We start from the raw sequence: 25,343 nt of genomic DNA on the forward strand, positions 1-25,343 counted from the left end.
TATGTTAGCAAAATTAATCCGTTCCGCTATTGAACAGCGACTGCTAGTGGTATTAGCCTTATTGGCCGCGATGCTAGGCAGTATTGCGATATTACCAAAGTTAAATTTGGATGCATTTCCCGACGTGACCAATGTGCAGGTCACCATTAATACCGCCGCTGAAGGCCTAGCCGCTGAAGAAGTTGAAAAGCTGATAAGTTATCCCGTTGAATCAGCCATGTACGCTTTACCGGCCGTCACCGAGGTTAGATCGCTATCACGCACTGGCCTGTCTATTGTCACCGTGGTGTTTGCCGAAGGCACTGATATTTACTTTGCGCGCCAGCAAGTGTTTGAGCAGCTGCAAGCTGCTAAAGAATCCATTCCTGCGGGGGTCGGCACACCTGAGATTGGTCCTAATACCTCAGGGCTAGGGCAAATTTATCAATATATGCTGCGGGCTACGCCAGAATCCGGTGTAGCAGCAGCCGAGCTTCGCAGTATCAATGACTACTTAGTTAAGCTGATATTAATGCCCGTTGGCGGCGTGACTGAGGTGTTGTCTTTTGGCGGCGAAGTGTTGCAGTACCAGGTGCAAATTGACTTGAATAAACTGCGCAGTTACTCACTCACCATGGAGCAAGTTATTGAGGCGCTTGAAAGTAATAACCGTAATGCCGGTGGCTGGTTTATGGATCAGGGTCAGTCGCAATTAGTGGTACGCGGTTACGGTTTATTACCCCCAGGAGATGAAGGAATAGAGGCCATTAAGCACATTCCGCTCACCGAGTTTAATGGTACGCCAGTAAGAGTAATGGACATTGCCAATGTTGATTACGGCAGTGAAATCCGTGTGGGCGCAGTGACTATGACCCGTCGAAATGACAGTGGTGAAGCGGAACGATTAGGTGAGGTGGTTGCCGGAGTGGTACTAAAACGCATGGGCGCTAACACCAAGCAAACCATTGACGACATTGAAGCACGTATTAGTTTAATTGAACAAGCCTTACCCAAAGGGGTGACGTTTGAGGTGTTTTACGATCAGGCCGATTTAGTCAAACAAGCGGTTGATACCGTGCGTGATGCGCTACTCATGGCCTTTTTGTTTATTGTGGTGATTTTAGCGTTCTTTTTGGTCAATATTCCCGCGACCTTACTGGTATTGCTGTCCATCCCAATTTCAATTGGTCTTGCCTTAATGGTGATGGCATATTTTGGCATGTCGGCAAACTTAATGTCACTGGGCGGTTTAGCGGTTGCGATAGGCATGTTGGTCGATGGCTCAGTGGTGATGGTTGAAAATATTTTCAAGCATTTAAGCCAACATGACGCACAAACCGATGTCGGTAGCCTCGATGGTAATGTTAGGGACGGCGCTAGTGCTAATGTCAGCATTAGTTCTAAGGTTTGGCAAGCGGCTAAAGAAGTGTGCAGTCCTATCTTTTTTGCTACAGCCATCATCATAGTGGTGTTTGCGCCTTTGTTTGCCTTAGAAGGTGTGGAAGGTAAGTTATTTCAGCCAATGGCTACTAGCATTATTTTGGCCATGGTTGCCGCGTTAATTGTTGCCTTGTTTGCTGTGCCAGCACTGGCAGTTTATGCGTTTAAGTACGGTGTCGTGATCAGGCAAAGTTGGCTACTGATGCCAGTTGAACGGCTTTATCGACAACTGCTTAGCATGACCTTAGCGCGCCCTAAAACCGTGATGTTAATTGCATCATTGATGTTTGTTAGCAGCATGGCGTTATTGCCGCGTTTAGGCACAGAGTTTGTGCCCGAACTCGAAGAGGGCACGATTAATTTACGCATCACCTTAGCGCCCACAGCGAGTTTAGGTACCTCGATAGAAGTGGCGCCTAAGTTAGAGGCTATCTTGTTAAGTTTTCCTGAAGTGGAATATGCCCTGAGCCGCATAGGTGCACCAGAATTGGGCGGCGACCCAGAGCCGGTTAGCAATATTGAAATCTACATTGGCTTAACACCCGTTAACCAGTGGCAAAGTGCCTCAAATCGCATTGAGTTACAGCGATTAATGGAACAAAAGCTCAGTGTGTTTCCGGGTTTATTGCTGACGTTTTCACAGCCAATAGCCACTCGTGTTGATGAGTTATTATCAGGGGTTAAAGCACAGTTAGCGATTAAAATATTCGGCCCTGATTTACAGGTATTATCAGCCAAAGGTCAGGTCTTATCTGAACTGGTGCAGCAAATTGATGGCGCGGTAGATGTGTCGCTAGAACAGGTTAGTGGCGAAGCACAATTAGTGGTTCGCCCTAAGCGTGAATTATTGGCGCGCTACGGCATCAGTGTCGACCAGGTGATGAGTTTAGTCAGCCAAGGTGTCGGTGGTGTTAGCGCAGGACAAGTGATTGATGGCAATGCCAGATACGATATTAATGTTCGGTTAAGGTCATCACAACGCAACTCACCTGATGTATTGCGTGACTTACTGCTCACTGGGGTGAGCGGCGCAACCGTGCGTTTAGGTGAAGTGGCCGACGTTGAAGTCGAGATGGCGCCACCCAATATTCGCCGCGACGACGTGCAGCGCCGCGTGGTGGTGCAAGCTAACGTATCGGGTCGAGATATGGGCTCGGTTGTTAATGATATTTACGCCATCATCTCACAGGCTGAATTACCTGCAGGCTACACAGTCGTGGTCGGCGGGCAGTATGAAAACCAACAGAGGGCGCAGAAAAAACTGATGCTAGTGGTGCCTATTTCAATCACGCTAATTGCGCTATTACTGTATTTCTCATTCGGCTCAATTAAACAAGTGTGCTTAATAATGGCAAACGTCCCGTTGGCATTAATTGGCGGTGTGATTGCCTTATTTGCCACTGGCACTTATTTGTCAGTGCCCAGTTCAATCGGCTTTATCACCTTATTTGGTGTGGCCGTACTCAATGGCGTAGTGCTGGTGGACTCGATTAATCAACGCCGCAAAAATAGCGTAGAGTTCAGTGAAAATGAAAGCCTGTATACCAGCGTTTATGAAGGTACAGTAGGGCGATTACGTCCAGTATTAATGACCGCATTAACCTCTGCTTTAGGCTTAATTCCTATCTTGTTGTCAACCGGTGTCGGCAGTGAAATACAACAGCCATTAGCGGTAGTAATTATTGGCGGTTTATTTAGCTCAACTGCATTGACCTTGCTGGTATTGCCCACGGTTTATCAATGGCTGTACAAGGGCAAATAGCACTCACTTAAGTGGATGACACCAAGCCCAATCTTTCGATTGGGCTTTTTTTATTGCAATCATTGCTAATAAATAGATCAAATAACTGCTTGCTTATTTAAGATTACAGTTGTAATTTAATCATATGGATTACATGCGTAATCTTAATAAGTGAACCACAACCTAGTAAGTGACTAAGCATGAAAGAAATCAGTAACAGTGAATTGTTAGTATTACAGCAACTTTGGCTGCGGTCGCCATTAACCTCTAATGAGCTGGTTGAAGCATTAGAGCAAAGCCATGATATGCATGAAAAAACAGTAAAAACCTTGCTGAATCGTTTAGTTAAAAAAAATGCGCTGAGTTTTGAAAAGCAAGGGCGCACATATCATTACTCGCCGTTAATTGCTGAGCAGGAATACACATTAAAAGAGTCAGTGTCTTTTGTAGATAGACTATTTGCCGGAAAATTAACCCCATTAGTGGCCGGTTTTGCTGAAAAAAATAAGCTATCGGCTGAGGATGTTGCTGAGTTACAAAGCTTGCTTGATGATTGGCACAAGGAGCAAAAGTGATGATCAGTTGGTTTATGGAACAAACCCTATTACTTAGTTTGGTTTGTGTAACATTATTAATCTCACATCGTTTTTTATTGTCAAAAATAGGCGCGCATTATACTTATAGTCTTTGGCTTGTTGTGCCACTGTTACCGCTGGCGGATGTAGTGCAAACTCTGTTACCACAGTACTTTAATTGGTTAAGCCCAAATCAAACACTGGGCGTAATTCAACAATATTATGTGCAGGCTGCTGATACCGCATCGATGTCGAGCAGCTTGTTTAAGTTATTATATTTGCCTTACCTGTATGCTGCTGTGGTGCTGGTACTGGTGGTTAATTTAGTCTCAGATTCTATTCATCTGCAACAGCTCACGCGACGCGCCAAGCCTGTTGTGATTGAGTCAGGCAAGCTTAATGTATTTATTCATCCCAATATTGAATCGCCCATGTTAGTTGGGTTAATCGCGCCGCAAATATTAGTGCCAAGCAGTTTTACCTTGCTTGATAGTCATCAGCAAGACGCCATTATTCAGCATGAGCTTTATCATTATCAGCGCGGTGATTTATGGGCCAATATATTGGCTTATAGCTTAACGATTATGTTTTGGTTTAACCCGCTGATGTGGTGCGCTTACCGCCGTTTTAGGCAAGATCAAGAGCTGTCATGTGACGCACAAGTGACTGCCAATATGGAAACAGATTCTAAAATTGCCTATAGCAAAGCGCTATTGGCTTATTCGCAGCATGCACCGTTAAGCATGTTACATACTCACTATGGCGACAAAACCATACTTAAAGAAAGGATCTTACAAATGAAAAAACAACATGGAAAAAATACCTTGGTATTAATTGGAGTGACGCTATTACTTAGTGTTAGTGCGCTAACCTTAAATCAGCAAGCGCAAGCAGGCGACAATCAAAGCCATACGCAAGCTAAAGCTGATGGAATATACCCTACAATCCGTATTGAACCTGTTTATCCTATTGAGGCTGCTAAAGAAGGGATGAATGGTTATGTGCAATTGTCGTTTGATATTAATCCAGCAGGTAAGGTATCAAATGTGATGGTGATTAAGTCATCTCCTGCCGGGGTATTTGATGACTCAGCGGTGACAGCACTTGAGCAGTGGCAATATCAAACCTCCGCTAATGGCATGAAAGGTGCGCAGGTTCAATTAGACTTTGTTATTCATCAGCCAGATGCTTCAGTGGAAAGAATACAGGTCCGCTAAAATGGCTAAAGCTAAGTTATTAAGGCTAAGTTAGTCTGGCTAAATTAACAGGTTAAGTACAACGCTGAGGTGTCAGCTTGAGCCTGTAAATAATAATGTGCCTTGTATTAACATTGCAGTAGCGTTTGTTTAGGTTTGGCTTGATCAACTAAACCTTACACTTAATCAATATTGAGATGAATTTTCTGTATTTCCTTCCGAGTCAGTTTTATTGATGCTTGTTTAAAGTATTACCTCCTTAGTGATTACTTTTATTTCTATTAAGATTAAATTTATCATCAATAAGCGTAATTTCGTCAAAATACGATACATTTACGACATTTTTGTGAAAAAATAATTCCCTTAAAACATACTCAAAGCCGCATCCCCACAGGGTTTACATAATTCTGTCATGTTGCGGAAATGTTATTGTCATTTTTAAGCAGTCTTTTTGTCATTTTTACTCGTTAGTTTTATGCACCAGCAAATGCGTATGCCTATGGCGCGCACTAAACCCTAACTAACTTGAAATGCAATCCGTCTTCGGAGATGACAATGGAACTGAAAAACCTTTTTAAACTTACGGCGCTTTCTACTGCTTTAGCAGCAACTTTAGGGCTTGCGGGTTGTGGTGGTGATATCAATATCAACACAGGTAGCGATACCGTGACACCGACTCCAACAATACCAACAACGCCAACAGAAACGGCTCAACAAAAATCTTATAGTGGCTTTGCCACTAAAAGCACCACCTTTGCATCAGTTGATGGCAAAGAGGTTTGGGAATTAAAAGGCACATTAGCTCCGTCTACAGCGGCATCAACTATTTCTACTGGCGGCCAAAACGGCGATAAAATCGTGCTTGGTAACGACGTTGTATGGCTGCTAAATGGCGCAGTCGTTGCCGGTGGCGATAATGAAAAATCAGTTGAGTTAGCTATTCTGCCTGGTACTAAAATTTTAGGCGGCAGTGATTCATATTTAGTCATTAGTCGTGGTTCAAAAATAATGGCCGAAGGTTCGGCTACCGCGCCTATCGTATTCACCTCAGCAGAAACTGCATTAGGCCAACCAGGCGAAGCGGGTCAATGGGGCGGCTTAGTGTTACTGGGTAATGCACCGGTTAATACTTGTCCTGACTTAGCAAATTGTGATGCGTCATTTGAAGTGGGTAACCACAGTTACGGCGGTGATAACACCCAGGACAACTCTGGTGTGATTAAGTACGTCCGCGTTGAGTTTGGCGGCTTTAAAATTAACGATACCCAAGAAATGAACGGTATCAGCTTTGCTGGTGTAGGTAGCGGCACTCAAGTTGACCATATTCAAGTGCATTTAAATAACGATGACGGCGTAGAATTTTGGGGCGGTAACGTGTCAATTTCCAACGTGGTACTAACAGAAAACTTTGATGACTCGTTAGATTGGACAAACGGTTGGCAAGGTAGCGCACAGCACGTGTATATTCGTCAAGCTGACAACGGCTCAAACCGTGGTATCGAAGCTGACAGCAATAAAAGCGCTAGCGCAACGCCAATGTCTAAACCAACACTCGCTAACATTACCATGCAGGTGGCTAACGGTACTCACGCCGGTGGTGACGATGCTGAAGGTATCTTATTCCGCGTTGGTACAGGCGTAACAGCTTATAACTTATTAGTGAAAGGCGATGTTGATTCTGGCGAATGTTTAGAAGTCAACGATGACAACACAGTCAACAATGCGAATACAGGCGAGTTAACCGTTGAAAACAGCTTAATCGATTGTGTTGAGCCATTTAAAAATGCTAAGGCAGATGCTGCTGAAGGCCGCACTTTAGCATTAGATGTTAAAGCTTGGTATCAAGGTCAAAGCGGTAACTTAGTGGGCGCATCAGACTTAACAGACTATATGCCAAATTCATCATCTGTAGCATTAACCGGTGGCAAAGCCGATTTAAGTAATCTTGATGACCGCTTAGTTGATGCACCTTATATTGGCGCGTTCGACGGTACTACCGATTGGACTTTAGGCTGGACCACTGCGATCCACGGTGACACAGCACCTGCACCGACCACACTTCCGACATTAACATCTTGTCCTGTAGGCACAACTGCTGAAACAGTGGTTGCCGGTTTATACAAAGATGACACAGTCACTTTAGTGTGTACTTTACAGGGTAACGTACTGAGCAACACTACACTGCTTGCCGGTCAAAACGTGATGTACAAAATTGACGGCGGTGCGGTAGTGGTTGGTGGTGATAAAACTAACTCTGCTACCTTAGCGATTCAAGCGGGCACTAAGTTGTTTGCAACGGATAACAGCTATATAGCGGTTAGCCGTGGTTCAAAAATCATGGCTCAGGGCAGTGCTGCGCACCCAATTGAAATGACGTCACAGCAGGACGTTATTGCTGGTGCAACGGGCGAACGCGGTCAATGGGGCGGCTTAGTGATTTTAGGTAAGGGTTTAACCAATACTTGTCCTGATAAAAATGCCTGTGATGCGTCATTTGAAGTCGGTGATTTCCCGTATGGTGGTAACGACAACACTGATAACAGCGGTCAAATCAGCTACGTAGTGATTAAATATGCTGGCTTTAAAGTGAACGACACCCAGGAAATGAACGGTATTTCATTTGCCGCAGTGGGTAGCGGTACACAAGTAGACCACATTCAAGTCCATGCTAATGGCGATGACGGTGTTGAGTTCTGGGGTGGCGCGGTTAACTTGAAATATGTTTACCTCACGCACAACTTCGATGACAGCTTAGATTGGACCAACGGTTGGACCGGTAAAGCACAGTTTGTGTACATTACCCATGAAGATGGCAATGCAAACCGTGGTATTGAAGGCGACAGCCACAAGGGCGCAACAGATACACCAGTATCTAAGCCAAAGCTGGCTAACTTCACTATCTTACCTGGTACAGACATTGAAAATGCTAGCGGTGATAAAGGCGAGGGGATCTTACTTCGCGTAGCCACAGCAGGTGAGCTTTATAACGTGTTAGTGCAAGGTCGTAAAGGTAGCACAAGCACTACAGAGTCAGGTGAATGTTTAGAACTAGATGGCAGCTATGCTGGCTTAGTCGACAACGTTAACAATAATACCTTGACTATGTCTCACTCGATTATCGACTGTAATGAGCCATTCAAATATAGCTCTGATAATGCGGCTACAGCCAATGCTGTCAATGTTGAAACCTGGTTTATGGGTCAAGAAGGTAACGCTACAACAGCGGTTACTCTCACTGACGGTATGCCAGCGGCAACAGATGCAGCACTTATTGGCACAGGTAAAGACTTAAGTACCGATGACAACTTCTTCGAATCAACCAACTTTATTGGTGCATTCGATGGCCAGAATGACTGGCGTCAAGGTTGGGCTTACTTTCCACAGTAACCCTAATCTAATCGTAAATTAAGTTTATAGCCGCTCGCTAATGCGCAATGTTAGCAGCGGCTATCTCTGAACCGCATACAGGACTGTTAACGTATGAAAACCAAGCCGAGTTTTACCGCCAACAAATTAACCCTCGCAATTATATCGGTACTTTCTGTTACCTCATTTGCCGCACCGGTTTTAGCTCAAGATGACACAGCTAATCCACAGCAAGCACAAAGCAATGAAGCGTCGACAAATAAGACTGGAGAATCTTTTCCCATAGAACCGATTGAGGTAATTTCTGTTACTGGGCGACTACGTACCTCAGCTTCGGCCGCGACAGAAGAGCGTCGCGAACAAATTGCTGTAGCCGATATTATGGGCTCAGAACAAATTTCTAGAACCGGTGATGGTGATGCCGCAGCAGCGCTGCGCCGTGTGACCGGTTTAACCTTAAAAGATGGAAAATTCATTTATGTTCGCGGTTTAGGTGAGCGCTATTCAAGCACCTCACTCAACGGTGCAACAGTGCCATCACCTGATCCAACCCGAAATGTGGTGCCATTAGACATGTTTCCGGCATCAATTATTGAATCTTTATCAGTACAAAAGTCAGCCTCGGCAGAAAAGCCCGCCGCATTTGGTGGTGGCCATGTCGACATTCGCACTAAAGCGATTCCGGCTAACTTCTTTTTCAAAGCCTCTGCTGGTGGACGTTTCAATACTAATGACAGCAATGACACCTATACCTACAACAGTGGCGGTGATGATTGGACCGGCAAAGATGACGGCACTCGTGCTATGCCATCAAGTATTAATAACGCCATTAATCAATATGGCGGCATTAGCCCAATAGACATAGTTAGTGGCTCAAACGGGGCAATAAATTACCCCGCTGCGCAAAAAATGAATCGTGAATTAGCCTTAGACATGTACCGCGACATGGCGGTAAAAACGGAAAGTACCGACCCAGGCTTTAGAGGCGACGTTGCCCTAGGTGATCGCTGGGACTTTTCCGACGATATCGTGTTTGGCGCGCTGGCGGCTTATTCATATAAACAGCAAGCTGAAAACTACACCAAGTATGAAGTGGAGTTAGATGGCGACAGCGAACAAGCTCAAATTGAAAACCAAAAAGATGTTATGGGGACAGATTCAATTGTGCAAATGTCTACCATGCTTAACCTTGGGTTAGAAATTGGCTACAACCATAAAATTGAAACCTTCACCACTTACCTGCGCGACACCTCTGATGACGTGTCGGTCGGTATTGAAGAAACCATAGATACCCTAGGTGAACCTAATGCGCTGCAAGTGTATGAAATTGATTATGAAGAAAGATCATTAATCAGCAATCAAATTAAAGGTCATCACTTTATTGAAGCATTAAATGATTCCGAGTTTAATTGGATGTTCTCTGACGCTAAATCAGAGCGTAATGCCCCTAACGAATTATCATACACTTATAACGTTATTTTAGATGAAGCTAACCAGCCGGTTTCGCGTAACCTAAATACCCAAGATGCCCCTAAATACGTTTACTCAAATCTACAGGACGAAAGCCAAAACTACGGTTGGGACTTTGCTTATCCGGTACAGTTTGATGATGCGTTAATGAAAGTGAAAGTAGGCTATCAATATTACGAACGCACCCGTGAAAGCTTCGCGACACGTTTAGGTTTAGATGTAGACTTAAGCCCAACTGACCCAAATGGTAATATTTTATCTCAAGATTTTGATGATATTTTCTCTAATGACAATATCAATAATGACACCTTAGGGCTTGAGTTGAAAGATGCCTCAACCGACACCGAAGACTATGTTGCAGCAGAGATAAATGATGCCGCCTTTATTAGTTTTGATGTCGACTTTGACGATGTATGGCGCGTTTATGCAGGTTTGCGATATGAAGATTTTCGTCGAGTCACATTGCCGATAACCCCAGAAGGAGAAATATCTGACGAGGGCGGCCGCTACGATTTAGAAGATTACGCCATTGCCGAAGACGGCTGGTTCCCATCAATGTCACTCACCTGGAAGCAAACCGACACCACCCAATGGCGTTTAGGGGCAAGTAAAACGATAGTGCGCCCAGACTTACGTGAAGTGTCGCCGGTTCGATTCCAAGATCCAGTCACAGGTTTTGATTTCTTCGGTAATCCAGAACTTAAAAGCTCAGACATGTATAACCTTGATTTACGCTGGGAATACTATTCAGAAGCCGGTGACAACTACAGCTTAGGCGGGTTTTATAAAGACGTAGACGCGCCAATTGAGCCAATACAACGTATTTCAGAAGCCGGTCGCCAGCTTAAGTTTTATAACGCTGAGTCGGGTTATGTTTATGGTATTGAAGCCGAGTTTTTACAAACGCTAGACTTCATCAGTGAAGGCAGCATGTTGGAAGACTTCTTTGTTGCCGGTAACGTGACCTTAGGTGATTCAGAAATTACCATTGCCCCTAATGGTGAAATTGACCCGACTAACAATATGCGCCGCATGACAGGGCATTCAGCCTGGGTTGCCAACGTGCAGTTAAGTTACGATTCATCTAACAGTTACCACAGTGCCACATTAGTTTATAACGTGTTTGGTGAGCGTATTGCTTACGGCGGCCGTGGTGGTCTAGATGATGTGTATGAAAAACCATTCCACAGCTTAGATTTTACTTACAGCTTTTTCCCCACCACCAGTTTGGCGGTTAAGTTAAAAGCGAAAAATCTGTTGGGTGAAGTGACCGAATACGATCAACAAGATATTCAAGTGTATGCCAAAGACCCTGGCACAGAATACACAGTGCAGTTCAGTTACGAGTATTAATACTCATTGTGACCCCTTAGTTGGCGAGCAATATAAGTTGAACGCAGTAAAACCAAGTACTGATTTTTAGCCGCTTTTACTCATCATTTCAGCTGCTAAAAATGTGTATGGCCACTTTCTTTGGAACGAGAAAGTGGCCTTTTTCTTTTTGTTTACCGCAGTTGCATCAAAATCACTTTTACTAGATCATGCGTCGCTGCTAATTGTTACTGCCAATCTTGACAAATACCGATTAACCCCTAAGCCTTAAGTGAATGACGACTATGTTTAACCGCCTTAAATACCTGTTGTATGTTCTATTAGCACTGTCGACCAATGCATGTGCTATGCAGACGGGAGTGACTCAAACGGGCAGTATTAACGCACCATTAATTGATGAAGCCAGCGGCCTAGCAGTATCACGTTTGAATGAACAAATACTTTGGACACATAACGACAGTGGCGACACTGCAAGGTTATTTGCAATAGACACCAGCGGTAATCAGTTGGTCACACTGAATGTTAAAGGCGTAAAAAATACCGATTGGGAAGATATCGCCTCGTTTGTTTACCAGGGACAAGCGTATTTATTAATAGCCGATATTGGTGACAACTCACAGCAGCGAACACAATATCAATTACACCTTATAAAAGAACCTGATTTAAGCCCGCTGAATGGCCAAAAAACACTGTCGGTAACCCCTCTTTGGAGCATGGCATTTACTTATGAAGACGGCGCTCGCGACAGTGAATCAGTCGCGGTTGATGTGGCTAAGCAAAAAATACTGTTACTGACAAAACGCGATAAACAGCCCATTTTATACGAATTACCTTTAATCAGTCCGACCTCAAAGCAAGGCCTGTCAAGCAGTCAATCGGTTCAAACATTTAACAAGCAGGCCAAAAGGTTGGGTGACATCGCTGCGTTACCCACGGCCGTACTTGATTATGCCAGTATCTATACCTGGATAGGTTTTGCCGGAAAACCCACTGCAATGGACATATCCGCAGATGGATTATCTGCTGTGGTGTTAACCTACACCCATGCTTTTTATTTTAGCCAATCACAGCCCGGTGATTGGCTAACGCTGTTGTCGTCAGCGCCTAAACAAATTAGCTTACCATCAATAATCCAAGCCGAAGCCGTGGGGTTCAGTCAAGATGGTCACAGCATTTACATCACCTCAGAACGCCTGCCAGCGCCATTATATAAAGTGGATATAAAGGCTTTTAATTGACAGAAACCTTAATAGTCTTAATGAAAATGTATCGTGTTTTGATTTTTTCAATCCTGGATTGTCAGCATTAGTGCCTACGGCAGGCAATTGATTGGAGTGATGCAATGACCTGTAGCGACTCAGTTGATAAATCTAAGCTATTGATATTAAATTCAATATGGCAAAGTTGTGATGATTTAGGGACAAGTCTGGGCTGCATAGAATATGACTACTAACGTGATTTAGGGAAGAAAAAGACACATAATGGCATGTACCAATCGGATCTAGTTAACCACTGTTTTAAGCTTATGTTCGTGGGTTAACTGTCTACACCATTTTACTGTCCCCTTATGTCTCGGAATCCTTTTACAAACTTGATTTTTGCTTATAGGATTAGCGGCTGAGTCTTCGTTATGAACATTTTGAAAATGAGCACAACCGGTTAGATAAATCGATATTAATACAATGATATATATTTTCATGATGATTCTTAACAGTTCAATGGATTAAACCATTCAAGCTAGCGACAACTCAGTTATCAGTTGAGCCTTAATATCCTGAATGTAGCTTTTTGCAAGAATGGACGTCATGTATGTCAGGTACAGCTTGTCAGAGTAGGGGACCTAATTTTATTAGCCCCCTACGATTCACATGACATTAAGCGTCTACAAAAATAACTTCCCCAGTAATAAAACCATCGACAGAACGCTCAAATGCTTTGCCTACGAGTTTGCTTGTAACGGGTTGAAATCCGGGCATCATTTCGCCATATACATCCCACGCTTCAGTTAGTACTGTTGGGTTTACTACATTTATTCTGGTATTTCTTGGCATTTCGTAAGCGACACATTTTACAAACGTGTCAATTGCACCGCTTGTGGTGGCATCAGCAATCGCAAATGGAATGGGTTTAACATTTAATATGCCGCTTATTAATGTAAATGAGCCGCCATCAGCAATGTATTTTTGACCGATCCGGACTAAGTTAATTTGTCCTAACATTTTGCTCATCACCGTGGTCATCCATTGAGTCGGTGTCATTTCTGTAAAGGGAGCATACTCACACACTCCCACAGTATTCACTACTGCATCAAAATGACCCACTTTTGCATATAAGGATTCAATTGATTCTTCATTCGTAATATCTACAATATAATCCACATTACCAGAGCGGCCCGCCGTAATAACCTTGTGCTTGCCAAGACCAGATAGCGCAGCTTGTCCCATTTTACCTAGTGCACCAATTAAAATTACCGTTTTCATTTCTCTCTCCAACCATTGATTTGACTTAATGGTTAGACTTTAACTGACGAGCAAAACAATATGAAACAATGGTTAATTGTAAGTGATACAAGTTATACTTGTTAATGATTTGGCAGACTAGATAGCGATAGAAGCAGGAGATTGTATGAGTAAATTGGACCGTTTAGAGTTAAAACAGTTGAAGGTATTTCAGGCACTTATGCGTGAAGAAAGTGCCTCTAAAGCCGCAAGTCAACTCGGATTGACCCAACAAGCGGTTAGTGAGCATTTAAAAAAATTAAGAGATGTGTTCGATGACCGGTTGTTTGTGAGAAAAACCAGTGGTTTTGTCCCAACCCCATTTGCAGAAGAACTATCAATTGGTGTGGATAAACTACTCATTGATTTAAATTCATTGATATCAACGAAAACCTTTGTTCCTTATAAAGTGAAGGGCACTTTTGTTATCTCTGCAACTGATTATGCTCAGCAGATCATTTTACCCAGTTTAATTGCAAAGCTGAGGGAGTATGCGCCCAACTTAAAACTCATCGTCAGAGATTTTGAAATAGATAATCTTCATGAATTAATGGAAAGTGGCAAGGTCAATTTAGCCATCGCATTTCCGGACTATATACCAGATAGTTACCGCATCGTTAAGTTGTTTGAAGAGCATCATGTTTGTGTTACGTCGACGAACTCACCCATATCGAAAACAAAACCGTCGTTAGCCGAAATTGCGCAATACCCAACAATTATAGCATCGCCGTCCCGTCCAAACTTTAAAGGTTCTATTGATGATTGGTTTTTGCAGTTTGGTTTGAAACGAAATATTGTCGTGTCAGCCCCCTGCTTTTCTGTTGTGCCAATGTACCTTAAAGCAACTGACTCAATTGCATTTTTACCTTCGAGAGCTATTAAAGAATTAGATGTGGTGGCCATACCACTTGAGCAATCTCCAGAAAGTTTTGATGTCGTTGCTGCATGGCATACTCGCTATCACGACGATCCACTTCAAAAGTGGGTGATATCTTTGCTGGACGTTGAGTAACTTGGATTCTGTTATATCAGGCCACGTTATACCATGTCATTTATTAGTAAATTTGTAGCCAAGCGGCCGAGGTACGTTGTGGTGCTTCGCGCTATTATAACTCACAAAAGCTTCATGCTGCCGGCAAGTCTCGGTATCAACTTACATGGAATTAATTACATTTTGAGTACTTTTTAGGAATTTGTTTATTAATATAGCCATTGATCTGTTTTGATATTTATTCAAATCATGAATTCGAATTATCGTTTTCGGATAACTTCTTTTTCAAAGCCTCTGCTGGTGGACGCTTCAATACTAATGACAGCAATGACACCTATACCTACAACGGTGGCGGTGATGATTGGACCGGCAAAGATGACGGCACTCGTGCTATGCCATCAAGTATTAATAACGCCATTAATCAATATGGCGGCATTAGCCCAATAGACATAGTCAGTGGCTCAAACGGGGCAATAAATTACCCCGCTGCGCAAAAAATGAATCGTGAATTAGCCTTAGACATGTACCGCGACATGGCGGTAAAAACGGAAAGTACCGACCCAGGCTTTAGAGGCGACGTTGCCCTAGGTGATCGCTGGGACTTTTCCGACGATATCGTGTTTGGCGCGCTGGCGGCTTATTCATATAAACAGCAAGCTGAAAACTACACCAAGTATGAAGTGGAGTTAGATGGCGACAGCGAACAAGCTCAAATTGAAAACCAAAAAGATGTTATGGGGACAGATTCAATTGTGCAAATGTCTACCATGCTTAACCTTGGGTTAGAAATTGGCTACAACCATAAAATTGAAACCTTCACCACTTACCTGCGCGACACCTCTGATGACGTGTCGGTCGGTATTGAAGAAACCATAGATACCCTAGGTGAACCTAATGCGCTGCAAGTGTATGAAATTGATTATGAAGAAAGATCATTAATCAGCAATCAAATTAAAGGTCATCACTTTATTGAAGCATTAAATGATTCCGAGTTTAATTGGATGTTCTCTGACGCTAAATCAGAGCGTAATGCCCCTAACGAATTATCATACACTTATAACGTTATTTTAGATGAAGCTAACCAGCCGGTTTCGCGTAACCTAAATACCCAAGATGCCCCTAAATACGTTTACTCAAATCTACAGGACGAAAGCCAAAACTACGGTTGGGACTTTGCTTATCCGGTACAGTTTGATGATGCGTTAATGAAAGTGAAAGTAGGCTATCAATATTACGAACGCACCCGTGAAAGCTTCGCGACACGTTTAGGTTTAGATGTAGACTTAAGCCCAACTGACCCAAATGGTAATATTTTATCTCAAGATTTTGATGATATTTTCTCTAATGACAATATCAATAATGACACCTTAGGGCTTGAGTTGAAAGATGCCTCAACCGACACCGAAGACTATGTTGCAGCAGAGATAAATGATGCCGCCTTTATTAGTTTTGATGTCGACTTTGACGATGTATGGCGCGTTTATGCAGGTTTGCGATATGAAGATTTTCGTCGAGTCACATTGCCGATAACCCCAGAAGGAGAAATATCTGACGAGGGCGGCCGCTACGATTTAGAAGATTACGCCATTGCCGAAGACGGCTGGTTCCCATCAATGTCACTCACCTGGAAGCAAACCGACACCACCCAATGGCGTTTAGGGGCAAGTAAAACGATAGTGCGCCCAGACTTACGTGAAGTGTCGCCGGTTCGATTCCAAGATCCAGTCACAGGTTTTGATTTCTTCGGTAATCCAGAACTTAAAAGCTCAGACATGTATAACCTTGATTTACGCTGGGAATACTATTCAGAAGCCGGTGACAACTACAGCTTAGGCGGGTTTTATAAAGACGTAGACGCGCCAATTGAGCCAATACAACGTATTTCAGAAGCCGGTCGCCAGCTTAAGTTTTATAACGCTGAGTCGGGTTATGTTTATGGTATTGAAGCCGAGTTTTTACAAACGCTAGACTTCATCAGTGAAGGCAGCATGTTGGAAGACTTCTTTGTTGCCGGTAACGTGACCTTAGGTGATTCAGAAATTACCATTGCCCCTAATGGTGAAATTGACCCGACTAACAATATGCGCCGCATGACAGGGCATTCAGCCTGGGTTGCCAACGTGCAGTTAAGTTACGATTCATCTAACAGTTACCACAGTGCCACATTAGTTTATAACGTGTTTGGTGAGCGTATTGCTTACGGCGGCCGTGGTGGTCTAGATGATGTGTATGAAAAACCATTCCACAGCTTAGATTTTACTTACAGCTTTTTCCCCACCACCAGTTTGGCGGTTAAGTTAAAAGCGAAAAATCTGTTGGGTGAAGTGACCGAATACGATCAACAAGATATTCAAGTGTATGCCAAAGACCCTGGCACAGAATACACAGTGCAGTTCAGTTACGAGTATTAATACTCATTGTGACCCCTTAGTTGGCGAGCAATATAAGTTGAACGCAGTAAAACCAAGTACTGATTTTTAGCCGCTTTTACTCATCATTTCAGCTGCTAAAAATGTGTATGGCCACTTTCTTTGGAACGAGAAAGTGGCCTTTTTCTTTTTGTTTACCGCAGTTGCATCAAAATCACTTTTACTAGATCATGCGTCGCTGCTAATTGTTACTGCCAATCTTGACAAATACCGATTAACCCCTAAGCCTTAAGTGAATGACGACTATGTTTAACCGCCTTAAATACCTGTTGTATGTTCTATTAGCACTGTCGACCAATGCATGTGCTATGCAGACGGGAGTGACTCAAACGGGCAGTATTAACGCACCATTAATTGATGAAGCCAGCGGCCTAGCAGTATCACGTTTGAATGAACAAATACTTTGGACACATAACGACAGTGGCGACACTGCAAGGTTATTTGCAATAGACACCAGCGGTAATCAGTTGGTCACACTGAATGTTAAAGGCGTAAAAAATACCGATTGGGAAGATATCGCCTCGTTTGTTTACCAGGGACAAGCTTATTTATTAATAGCCGATATTGGTGACAACTCACAGCAGCGAACACAATATCAATTACACCTTATAAAAGAACCTGATTTAAGCCCGCTTAATGGCCAAAAAACACTGTCGGTAACCCCTCTTTGGAGCATGGCATTTACTTATGAAGACGGCGCTCGCGACAGTGAATCAGTCGCGGTTGATGTGGCTAAGCAAAAAATACTGTTACTGACAAAACGCGATAAACAGCCCATTTTATACGAATTACCTTTAATCAGTCCGACCTCAAAGCAAGGCCTGTCAAGCAATCAATCGGTTCAAACATTTAACAAGCAGGCCAAAAGGTTGGGTGAAATCGCGCCGTTACCCACGGCCGTACTTGATTATGCGAGTATCTATACTTGGATAGGTTTTGCCGGAAAGCCCACCGCAATGGACATATCCGCAGATGGACTATCAGCCTTAGTATTAACCTATACTCATGCATTTTATTTTAGCCAATCACAGCCCGGTGATTGGCTAACGCTGTTGTCGTCAGCGCCTAAACAAATTAACTTACCATCAATAACCCAAGCCGAAGCCGTGGGGTTCAGTCAAGATGGTCACAGCATTTACATCACCTCAGAACGGCTGCCAGCGCCATTATATAAAGTGGATTTGAAGCCCTATCAGCCCCAGCATTAACTAGCACTTTTATTTGGGGCCAGAGGCCACTAACGTCTTGATGCTGTGGGGGGGAAAGTGAAAGTGGTTGTGTCTCTTGGCCATAGTGCTAACGACTCAAGTTGTTGATAATCTGAATCAAAAACGGTTGTGTTACTTCATTATAAAAATGGCTTAGTCATACTCATGCCGACCCATCAAGATATTCAATTTATCGTAACGAAAAATGAACCGATACTACTTTGCTATAAAACCTAAATGTTGCTAAGTGTCACTATGCAGTCTACTTTTAATCCAAGGCAATTCAAAAAACTCATCAAAGGACTTGTTATGCAGGCATTTACAAAGTCATTAATATTAGTTTCTGTTTTTAGTAGTAGCGCAGTATTAGCCGATACCATTAGCATCCGAGCTGACAATTGGTTTCCCATGAATGGCCAACCCAACGCTCAGCAACCAGGTTATATGATTGAATTAGCAACTCATATTTTTACTGCTGCCGGTCATACGGTTGATTATAAATTAATGCCTTGGGAACGTGCTGTCGACTCAGTGCGCAAGGGAGAATTTGACTGTGTGGTTGGCGCCTACAAAGATGATGCGCCAGATTTTGTCTATCCTCAGGCACCTTGGGGAATGGACAGTACGGTATTTTTTGTTAAAGCAGGCGATAGCTGGAATTACAGCGGATTGGCATCATTTCAAGGAAATAAGATTGCGATAATTAAAGGCTATGCTTACGGTGATGAATTTGATCAATATGTTATTGATAATTCGAGTGTGTTTGATGCCATAGGCGCAAATAACGGCCTTGAAAACAACATTAAAAAGCTCGTGGCGGGAAGAGTAAATGTTGTTGCCGAATCCCCCAGTGTTATGGAGGCAAAACTTAAAGAAATGGGCGTCAGTGGCATAGTTTCAGCGGGCTCTTTGGGCGAGGCAACTGAAATGTACATTGCCTGCAGTCCGGCAAAAGCGACTTCTGCAGGCTACATCAAGTTGATTGATGAAGGGACTGCAAAACTAAGGGAATCGGGCGAATTCGAAAAAATCTTATCATCTTATGGGATCAGTGATTGGCAGTAATTGTTTGTCATTATAGTCATTCTAAATCCATTCAGCCTTGTGCGAGCAAGATACTCAAGGCAATATATAGTCACTCACATAGACGCTTTCGGTGAACTAAGACAATAGTCTCCCACCGAAGGCTTTTGATCTGAGTTATCTATTTAACCGCTCGCCCTTGTTGTTCTGTTTATGCGACTCATATCCCGCTAGAAGCGGTTGTACTGCGCTGATGTTTAACAAAGAGGTTGGCTATGCATGATTTTAAATGGATTGGCCTCAATGAAGTTCTTACCACTGCGCCTTTCAATGTCAACCCATGAGAATTAGAACCAACATTATCCTTTGCCTATTAGGGCTAGCATTAGTTGTACTGCGCTATCTATTAATCGTTAACAACAAACTTGGTGAGTGTGTAAAATTATACCGAACTCCCCTCGCTTGGTTTCTATTTGCGAAAATGAGCATTGTCGTTTATTGTTCAGCTACTCTATTCACCTTCGATATTCTGAATATGCGAAAGCTCGCACTTCTAATTCTTGTTTGCTTTACTCTGGAAGCTTGGGCTACGCCAGGGGTAAGAGTTGAGTATCGTGATAAGCCTCCTTACACTTATAGCGAAAGTGGCCAACCTCGCGGCTTTATTATCGATATGACCCAGGAGATCTTTCGCCGTGCCGGTGTTGCAGCGACTTATTCAGAAGTCCCGGTTAAGCGTATTTTTGCTAATATTCAGAACGACAGTGCAGCTGTCTGTTCCCCAAGCTGGTATAAGCTGGCCGACCGGGAGTTATATGCAAATTTTTCACTGGTGATCCATAAAGATAGGCCGCACATGGTGCTAGTGGCCCCCAGGGTTATCGAGCTTGTAAAACAACACCATAGCTTAAGTTCATTGTTCGGAGATCCACGACTCAAGCTCGGCGTGGTTGCCCAAGTGTCCTATGGCCCTGAGCTTGATCTGGTAATAGCGAGTAAACTTGAACGTGTAACCGATTCGGCGCGATCCGTGGAGAGTCTGGCTAAGATGGTGTCATTCAATCATGGGGCCGACTATATGCTTATAGACAGGGAAGATTATGATTATATCAACCGAATGGGTGAAATCAGTGCCATGGGTTTGCTGCCAATGTATTATTCTGACATGCCGTCAGGACTGAATCGTTATCTTATGTGTTCCAAAAGCGTAGATGCAGAGACAATGGCACGTTTGAACCAGGCAATACGTGAGTTGTTACCCGAAATCAATGACTGATGCATCGAGCTACCCACATAAATTATTCGGCTATCCTACAAAGTTTCCCCTGACCCAACTAATTCCGAGACGCACCTTATCGTTCGACTCAAATAAACCATAACTTTAAATAGGGTACTAATGTCATGAAGTGCATTTTAAAAGTAGGGTGTGTTGCCATCTGTCTAATCCTATCAAATATTGTTTTGGCGGTAGATTGTAACTCGCAGTGTCAGCTAACTCAGATCGAAGCTTATTTCACAGCCTTAGACAAAATGAGTCGTAAAGGCTCATCCATCAATGATATTGATACCCTCTTGAGTTTGACTCATGACGATGTCGAATACATTCACGTTGCCTATGGTGCACATTTTACTAAAAGTAGTTGGCGCCAAGCGTTTGTACGAAACCTTGAACGGAGTGCGTATAAAAACACAGGTAAAAATAAAATAAGGATCACAAAGCAAATATTCGGTAATAATTACATCGCCATTGAATATTCCCACGGTATTATCCAACAAGATGGAACATGGCAGGCAACAGAGCCCTTGCTCGTTCTCTTTGGCTTCAGTGATGACAAAATCTCCTTAATCAAAGAATTGTGGTAACTGCATTTCGCAGTTTGTTTCCTTCGTTCACCCATAAAAAAACCAGCTAACAGTTGTTAGCATTGACATTACAAAATGGAAAAAAAATGAAACTAGCTAACCTTACATTAATTGTTTTTGCCTATGGTCTGTCGGGCACCGCAGTAGCAAATGAGAATCACCTAAACGATCAGCAAGACATTAAAAATGTGATTGAAACGTTCAGGTTATCCATCATTAACAAAGATAAAGAAACCTTTAACACACTTTTTTACAGTGAAAGTACTCCATGGGTCGCGGTTTTCAGCAACGAAATGGTCAATGCCAAACGAACAACAAATGCCAGCTTCCCTAACACGGTTAATTTTGGAAAGTTTGGCTCACCAGCAAACATGATATCCGATGATGAGAAACAAGAAGAAAAAATGTGGGATATTAAAATTGATACCGACGGCTATTTGGCCTCTGTTCATTTTCATTACAGTGATCACCGTAATGATATAAAAAAAGCATACGGTACAGAAGCCTGGGATTTAGTCAAAGACGGAGAAAGTTGGAAAATTGTATCGGTTAAATACACGGTGACGGAAGTCCCTTCTGCAAACAATAATAGCTAAGCTATTGTCAAATTTAGACATCCACCACGCAGTTAAAGCCTAGTGAAGGTGGTTTTAGCTCTCAGGGAAATGAACTGAATATGGCCTGTCAACTTTGCGTGTATAGTAGGGTCTGTATAGTAGGGTCAGGGTAAACATAATTTTAAATTGCCTAAAAATGTAACAAAACTAAGAATATCGACCGCAATGACGGGATTTGGGCCTTGCAGTCACTCGGCCTGTGTTCGCTGCGCTATGTGAATAATTCTAACAATGGAATGTTTAAAATAAATTAACCATGCCACCCATTGTTAAATTTTAACCTAGTCTTTTAAAACCAGCAGGTTAAGGCAATGTCACAAAGGTGAATCATGATGATTTACGAGACGACCGTCCGCCCCATGGACGGGGCGGTTGAGCTATAGGGATATACTTGTGCGTGTCGGTGAGTGAATGTCATGGTTTGCCTGTATTACTAAATGTGACTGTTCCAGCTCTTGGACTAAGCGAAGCACCACGACGTTAGTTGCTGCAAGCCATAAGTAAAAACACCTGGATTCCGGCTCAAAATCATTGCCGGAATGACGGAGTCAGGAAATACGAGAATCATGAAACGACCGCTGGATTTCACCCCAAGTCAGCTTATCTACTCTTCTTGACTCAAAATAAAATTGTTCACCGCTTTTGAAATCAAATCTTTTTTCATCGTCGTGCGGGCAACGTTCTGGTTAAACCAAAAGCTCATTGGCTGATCAAAGCCGATGCCGTGCATGTAGTTGTATAGTGCTTTACGTAATCCTTCCCCTAGCATGTCATGATCCGTCCCAGTTGGGTCGGTGAAGTCGACATCGTTTTCAGCGAATAAAATCTCTGGCCGTTCAGCTAGGGTAATGCCGAATTGCTCAGGATTCATGCCAATAGGACTGTGGATGGTGGCGACAAAGCGGTGCCAGTAGGCTGACTGAAAACAGCCTTGTTGCATCAATTGGCGCACCATTTCCAGTGAATCAACGGTTTCTTGCTCGGTTTGAGTGGGGAAGCCATACATTAAATAAGCATGCACCAAAATACCCGCGTCACTAAAAGCTTTAGTCACGTGGGCGACGCGCTCAACACTGACGCCTTTTTTCATCAGTTTTAGTAGTCTGTCTGAGGCCACTTCAAGGCCGCCGCTGACCGCGATACAGCCTGAGTCTGCCAGCAATTGGCAGCGGTCTGGGCTAAAGGTGCGCTCAAAGCGGATATTGCCCCACCAACTGATGACCACATTGCGTTCAATCAACCGTTTTGCAAAGGCAAATAAGGTTTTTGGCGGTAAGGCTTCGTCGACAAAATGAAAACCTGTTTGTCCGGTTTCTTCGATAAGTGCTTCGATGCGGTCAACTAGAATATCAGCGCCAGCAGTGTCGTAGCGGTCGATATAATCTAAGCTGACATCGCAAAAACTGCATTTTCGCCAGTAACAGCCATGGGCTATGGTCAGTTTATTCCAGCGGCCATCACTCCAAATACGGTGCATTGGGTTAAGCATTTCACATAACGACAGGTATTCGCCTAGTGGTAGGCCATCGTAAATAGGGGCGCCAACTTCGACCTGTGGAATATCGTGCAGTTCGGTGTTTTGATTTAGATGCACATAGGGCTCACCATTTTCATCTTCAGCAAGGAAGTAAGTGCGCACTAACTCGTCTATCGCGCGCTCGCCTTCAAAGTATTCCAGCAGGGTGATAAGCGGGCGTTCGCCGTCGTCAAGACAGATATAGTCGACAAATTCGAATACCCTAGGGTCTTTAAGTGCCCGCAGCTCGGTATTAACAAACCCGCCGCCCATAACGATAGGGATGTCAGGGTTAATAGCTTTACAGGTTTGCGCAATACGTAACGCGCCGAGCATATTACCGGGAAACGGCACGGTTAGTGCGACTACGCTTGGCTGCGTGTCTTCCAGATACATCTCGACCAACTGCTCCAAAATTTCAGAGCTGAAACTCGGTTCACCCATTAAGGTGTCGTAGAGGTTGTCAAAGCTTGGGTTGGCTGAGGCTAATTTCTCACCATAACGGCTAACTTCAAAATAAGGGTCGACGCCTTGGGTGATCACGTTCGACAGATCATTTATAAACAGGGTGGCCAGATATTTGGCTTTATCTTGCACACCTAAATTACCAAAGGCCGCTTGCAATACATCGCCAGATATTTCTTCCATCTGGGCTATGGTGTCAAATGCAGGGCCTTCGGGTAAAAAACGGCGTGAGTTAATTCGCATCGCCAAGCTTGGGTCTTTACCCTGTAAAAAGCGGATCGCGGGCTCAACGACCAGCAGGTAACGATCGTATTCAGCTAGAAAGTTGAAGATAACATCAGGCAGTTCATCGTCTTCAAAGTGTTCAAAGTTTTCTTCGACATGCTGGCGAATAATCTCTAGCGCTGGCGCTGTCATCATTTCAAGAAACAACTCAATAGCAGGATCTCGCTGCACCGCCTCATAGCCTCGTGAGCGTAAAAAACCAGTTAAATACGCCGTTGCTGGGTACGGCGTATTAAGTTGGGTCATGGGTGGAGTCATTAGAAGAACGGTCATAGCCTGCCTTTAAATAGTAAAACCTGAATGCTTATTGCGAAACAGAATAATGGCAGCAAATGTTGCTGCCATAAAATAATAATCAATTCTAACAAATGGCCTGTTAAAAAGCCCCGTAAATTAAAGAATAGTCTCTAGATAGCCACTACCAAGCTGTTTCATTTGTCGCTCAACCCAAACCGCTCTTTGGCTAAGATAAGGGCTTAAATTATTAGGATTACGTTTGCGAGGGCTGGGCAGTAGCACGGCCAGCCGCGCGGCTTCATTTTTGCTGAGATAACGAGCCGATTTATTAAAATAGTGCTGACTTGCGGCTTCTACGCCGTAAATTCCTTGGCCAAATTCAGCCACGTTTATATACACTTCTAGAATACGTTTTTTACCCCAAATGATTTCAAGGCTAATGGCCAACATGGCTTCTAAGCCTTTGCGAATAAAGCTTCGCCCTGGCCATAATAGAAGATTTTTGGCGGTTTGTTGGGTGAGTGTACTAGCACCCCGAAGGCCTTTGCCATCATCATGTTGGTCAAGGGCTTTAGTGATGGCGCTTAAATCGACCCCAAAATGTTTAGTAAATAGTTGATCTTCTGAGGCGACCATTGCCAGCGGGATATGCGATGGTAGCTTATCAATGCTTATCCACTGATAGCTCACTGGGTAAGGGCTTTGCAACATAAATGACGTAGTGGGCGGTGCGATAAACTTTAATGCCAGTAACAATAGCGCGAGTACCAGCATCAATCGCCACATGACATACCATGTCCAGCCGAAAACTCCCCGTGTACGATTTTGCATTAACGCCTCTTTGTTATATTTAGCCAGATTCTTGTGCTGGTCGCTATCGACGCGCAAGAGTATAGGATAAGCGCATTAAGACCAAATTCTAATCTGCCTTGTTTAAATTTTTTCTAAGGTTAGCTGGCTTTATTATAGCTGTAGTGATTGATTCTGCTTTAATTAGCATTTGTTATCGGCTGCTATTTCGGTACATATCAATACTGAATAGCTCACAATTAACGCTCATCTGCTCAGTCATTAATCTTGTCATATTAATTCGATATTTTCGTCATATTCAC

The 25,343-nt window shown here is 43.4% G+C and carries 16 protein-coding genes; 13 read left to right on the plus strand and 3 right to left on the minus strand.

Going from position 1 to position 25,343, the window contains the following annotated elements; translation table 11 throughout:
- Window position 1: 1 nt before the first annotated feature.
- The 6 genes from FJ709_RS02215 (at window position 2) to FJ709_RS02240 (ending at window position 12,337) form a co-directional block, all read left to right on the plus strand.
- Complete coding sequence (locus FJ709_RS02215) at window positions 2-3,181, plus strand: efflux RND transporter permease subunit (RefSeq protein ID WP_226413029.1); 3,180 nt, start codon at window positions 2-4, stop codon at window positions 3,179-3,181.
- A 179-nt stretch (window positions 3,182-3,360) separates the two neighbouring features.
- Window positions 3,361-3,735: a BlaI/MecI/CopY family transcriptional regulator gene (locus FJ709_RS02220; protein ID WP_226413031.1), complete on the plus strand. Its 375-nt coding sequence runs from the start codon at window positions 3,361-3,363 to the stop codon at window positions 3,733-3,735.
- A complete protein-coding gene (locus FJ709_RS02225) occupies window positions 3,735-4,952 on the plus strand; it encodes a M56 family metallopeptidase (protein ID WP_226413033.1) in 1,218 nt (405 codons plus the stop codon). The genes FJ709_RS02220 and FJ709_RS02225 overlap by 1 nt, the downstream gene beginning before the upstream one ends.
- 534 nt (window positions 4,953-5,486) lie before the next feature.
- A complete protein-coding gene (locus FJ709_RS02230; RefSeq protein WP_226413035.1) occupies window positions 5,487-8,318 on the plus strand; it encodes a hypothetical protein in 2,832 nt (943 codons plus the stop codon).
- Between the two features lie 93 nt (window positions 8,319-8,411).
- Window positions 8,412-11,120 carry a TonB-dependent receptor domain-containing protein gene (locus FJ709_RS02235; protein WP_226413037.1) on the plus strand — a complete coding sequence of 903 codons (2,709 nt, stop codon included), beginning with the start codon at window positions 8,412-8,414 and terminating at the stop codon, window positions 11,118-11,120.
- Window positions 11,121-11,374: 254 nt separating this feature from the next.
- Window positions 11,375-12,337 (plus strand): hypothetical protein, encoded by a 963-nt coding sequence (locus tag FJ709_RS02240; RefSeq protein WP_226413039.1) that lies wholly within the window; start codon window positions 11,375-11,377, stop codon window positions 12,335-12,337.
- Between the two features lie 636 nt (window positions 12,338-12,973).
- Here FJ709_RS02240 and FJ709_RS02245 read toward each other — a convergent pair.
- Complete coding sequence (locus tag FJ709_RS02245; RefSeq protein ID WP_226413041.1) at window positions 12,974-13,579, minus strand: short chain dehydrogenase; 606 nt, start codon at window positions 13,577-13,579, stop codon at window positions 12,974-12,976.
- Between the two features lie 145 nt (window positions 13,580-13,724).
- On the opposite strand from FJ709_RS02245, the gene FJ709_RS02250 reads away from it, so the two are divergent.
- The 7 genes from FJ709_RS02250 to FJ709_RS02280 all read left to right on the plus strand — a co-directional run bounded on the left by FJ709_RS02250 (window position 13,725) and on the right by FJ709_RS02280 (window position 21,707).
- Window positions 13,725-14,609: a LysR family transcriptional regulator gene (locus tag FJ709_RS02250; protein ID WP_226413043.1), complete on the plus strand. Its 885-nt coding sequence runs from the start codon at window positions 13,725-13,727 to the stop codon at window positions 14,607-14,609.
- Between the two features lie 200 nt (window positions 14,610-14,809).
- Window positions 14,810-16,999 (plus strand): TonB-dependent receptor domain-containing protein, encoded by a 2,190-nt coding sequence (locus FJ709_RS02255; RefSeq protein ID WP_226413045.1) that lies wholly within the window; start codon window positions 14,810-14,812, stop codon window positions 16,997-16,999.
- A 254-nt stretch (window positions 17,000-17,253) separates the two neighbouring features.
- Window positions 17,254-18,225, plus strand: coding sequence for a hypothetical protein (locus tag FJ709_RS02260; protein WP_226413047.1), 972 nt, complete (start codon window positions 17,254-17,256; stop codon window positions 18,223-18,225).
- 309 nt (window positions 18,226-18,534) lie between these two features.
- A complete protein-coding gene (locus tag FJ709_RS02265) occupies window positions 18,535-19,290 on the plus strand; it encodes a substrate-binding periplasmic protein (protein WP_226413049.1) in 756 nt (251 codons plus the stop codon).
- A gap of 298 nt (window positions 19,291-19,588) precedes the next feature.
- Window positions 19,589-20,524, plus strand: a complete 936-nt coding sequence (locus FJ709_RS02270) for a substrate-binding periplasmic protein (protein ID WP_226413051.1) — start codon at window positions 19,589-19,591, stop codon at window positions 20,522-20,524.
- 125 nt (window positions 20,525-20,649) lie between these two features.
- Window positions 20,650-21,111, plus strand: a complete 462-nt coding sequence (locus FJ709_RS02275; protein WP_226413053.1) for a nuclear transport factor 2 family protein — start codon at window positions 20,650-20,652, stop codon at window positions 21,109-21,111.
- An 86-nt stretch (window positions 21,112-21,197) separates the two neighbouring features.
- Window positions 21,198-21,707: a hypothetical protein gene (locus tag FJ709_RS02280; protein WP_226413055.1), complete on the plus strand. Its 510-nt coding sequence runs from the start codon at window positions 21,198-21,200 to the stop codon at window positions 21,705-21,707.
- A 625-nt stretch (window positions 21,708-22,332) separates the two neighbouring features.
- On the opposite strand, the gene FJ709_RS02285 is transcribed toward FJ709_RS02280, so the two are convergent.
- Together FJ709_RS02285 and mtgA are read right to left on the minus strand one after the other, a co-directional pair.
- A complete protein-coding gene (locus FJ709_RS02285; protein WP_226413057.1) occupies window positions 22,333-24,267 on the minus strand; it encodes a B12-binding domain-containing radical SAM protein in 1,935 nt (644 codons plus the stop codon).
- 120 nt (window positions 24,268-24,387) lie between these two features.
- Window positions 24,388-25,062 (minus strand): monofunctional biosynthetic peptidoglycan transglycosylase, encoded by a 675-nt coding sequence (mtgA, locus tag FJ709_RS02290; protein WP_226413059.1) that lies wholly within the window; start codon window positions 25,060-25,062, stop codon window positions 24,388-24,390.
- Between the last annotated feature and the right edge of the window lie 281 nt (window positions 25,063-25,343).

The sequence above is a fragment of the Shewanella glacialimarina genome (assembly GCF_020511155.1).
Classification (GTDB): Bacteria; Pseudomonadota; Gammaproteobacteria; order Enterobacterales; family Shewanellaceae; genus Shewanella; species Shewanella glacialimarina.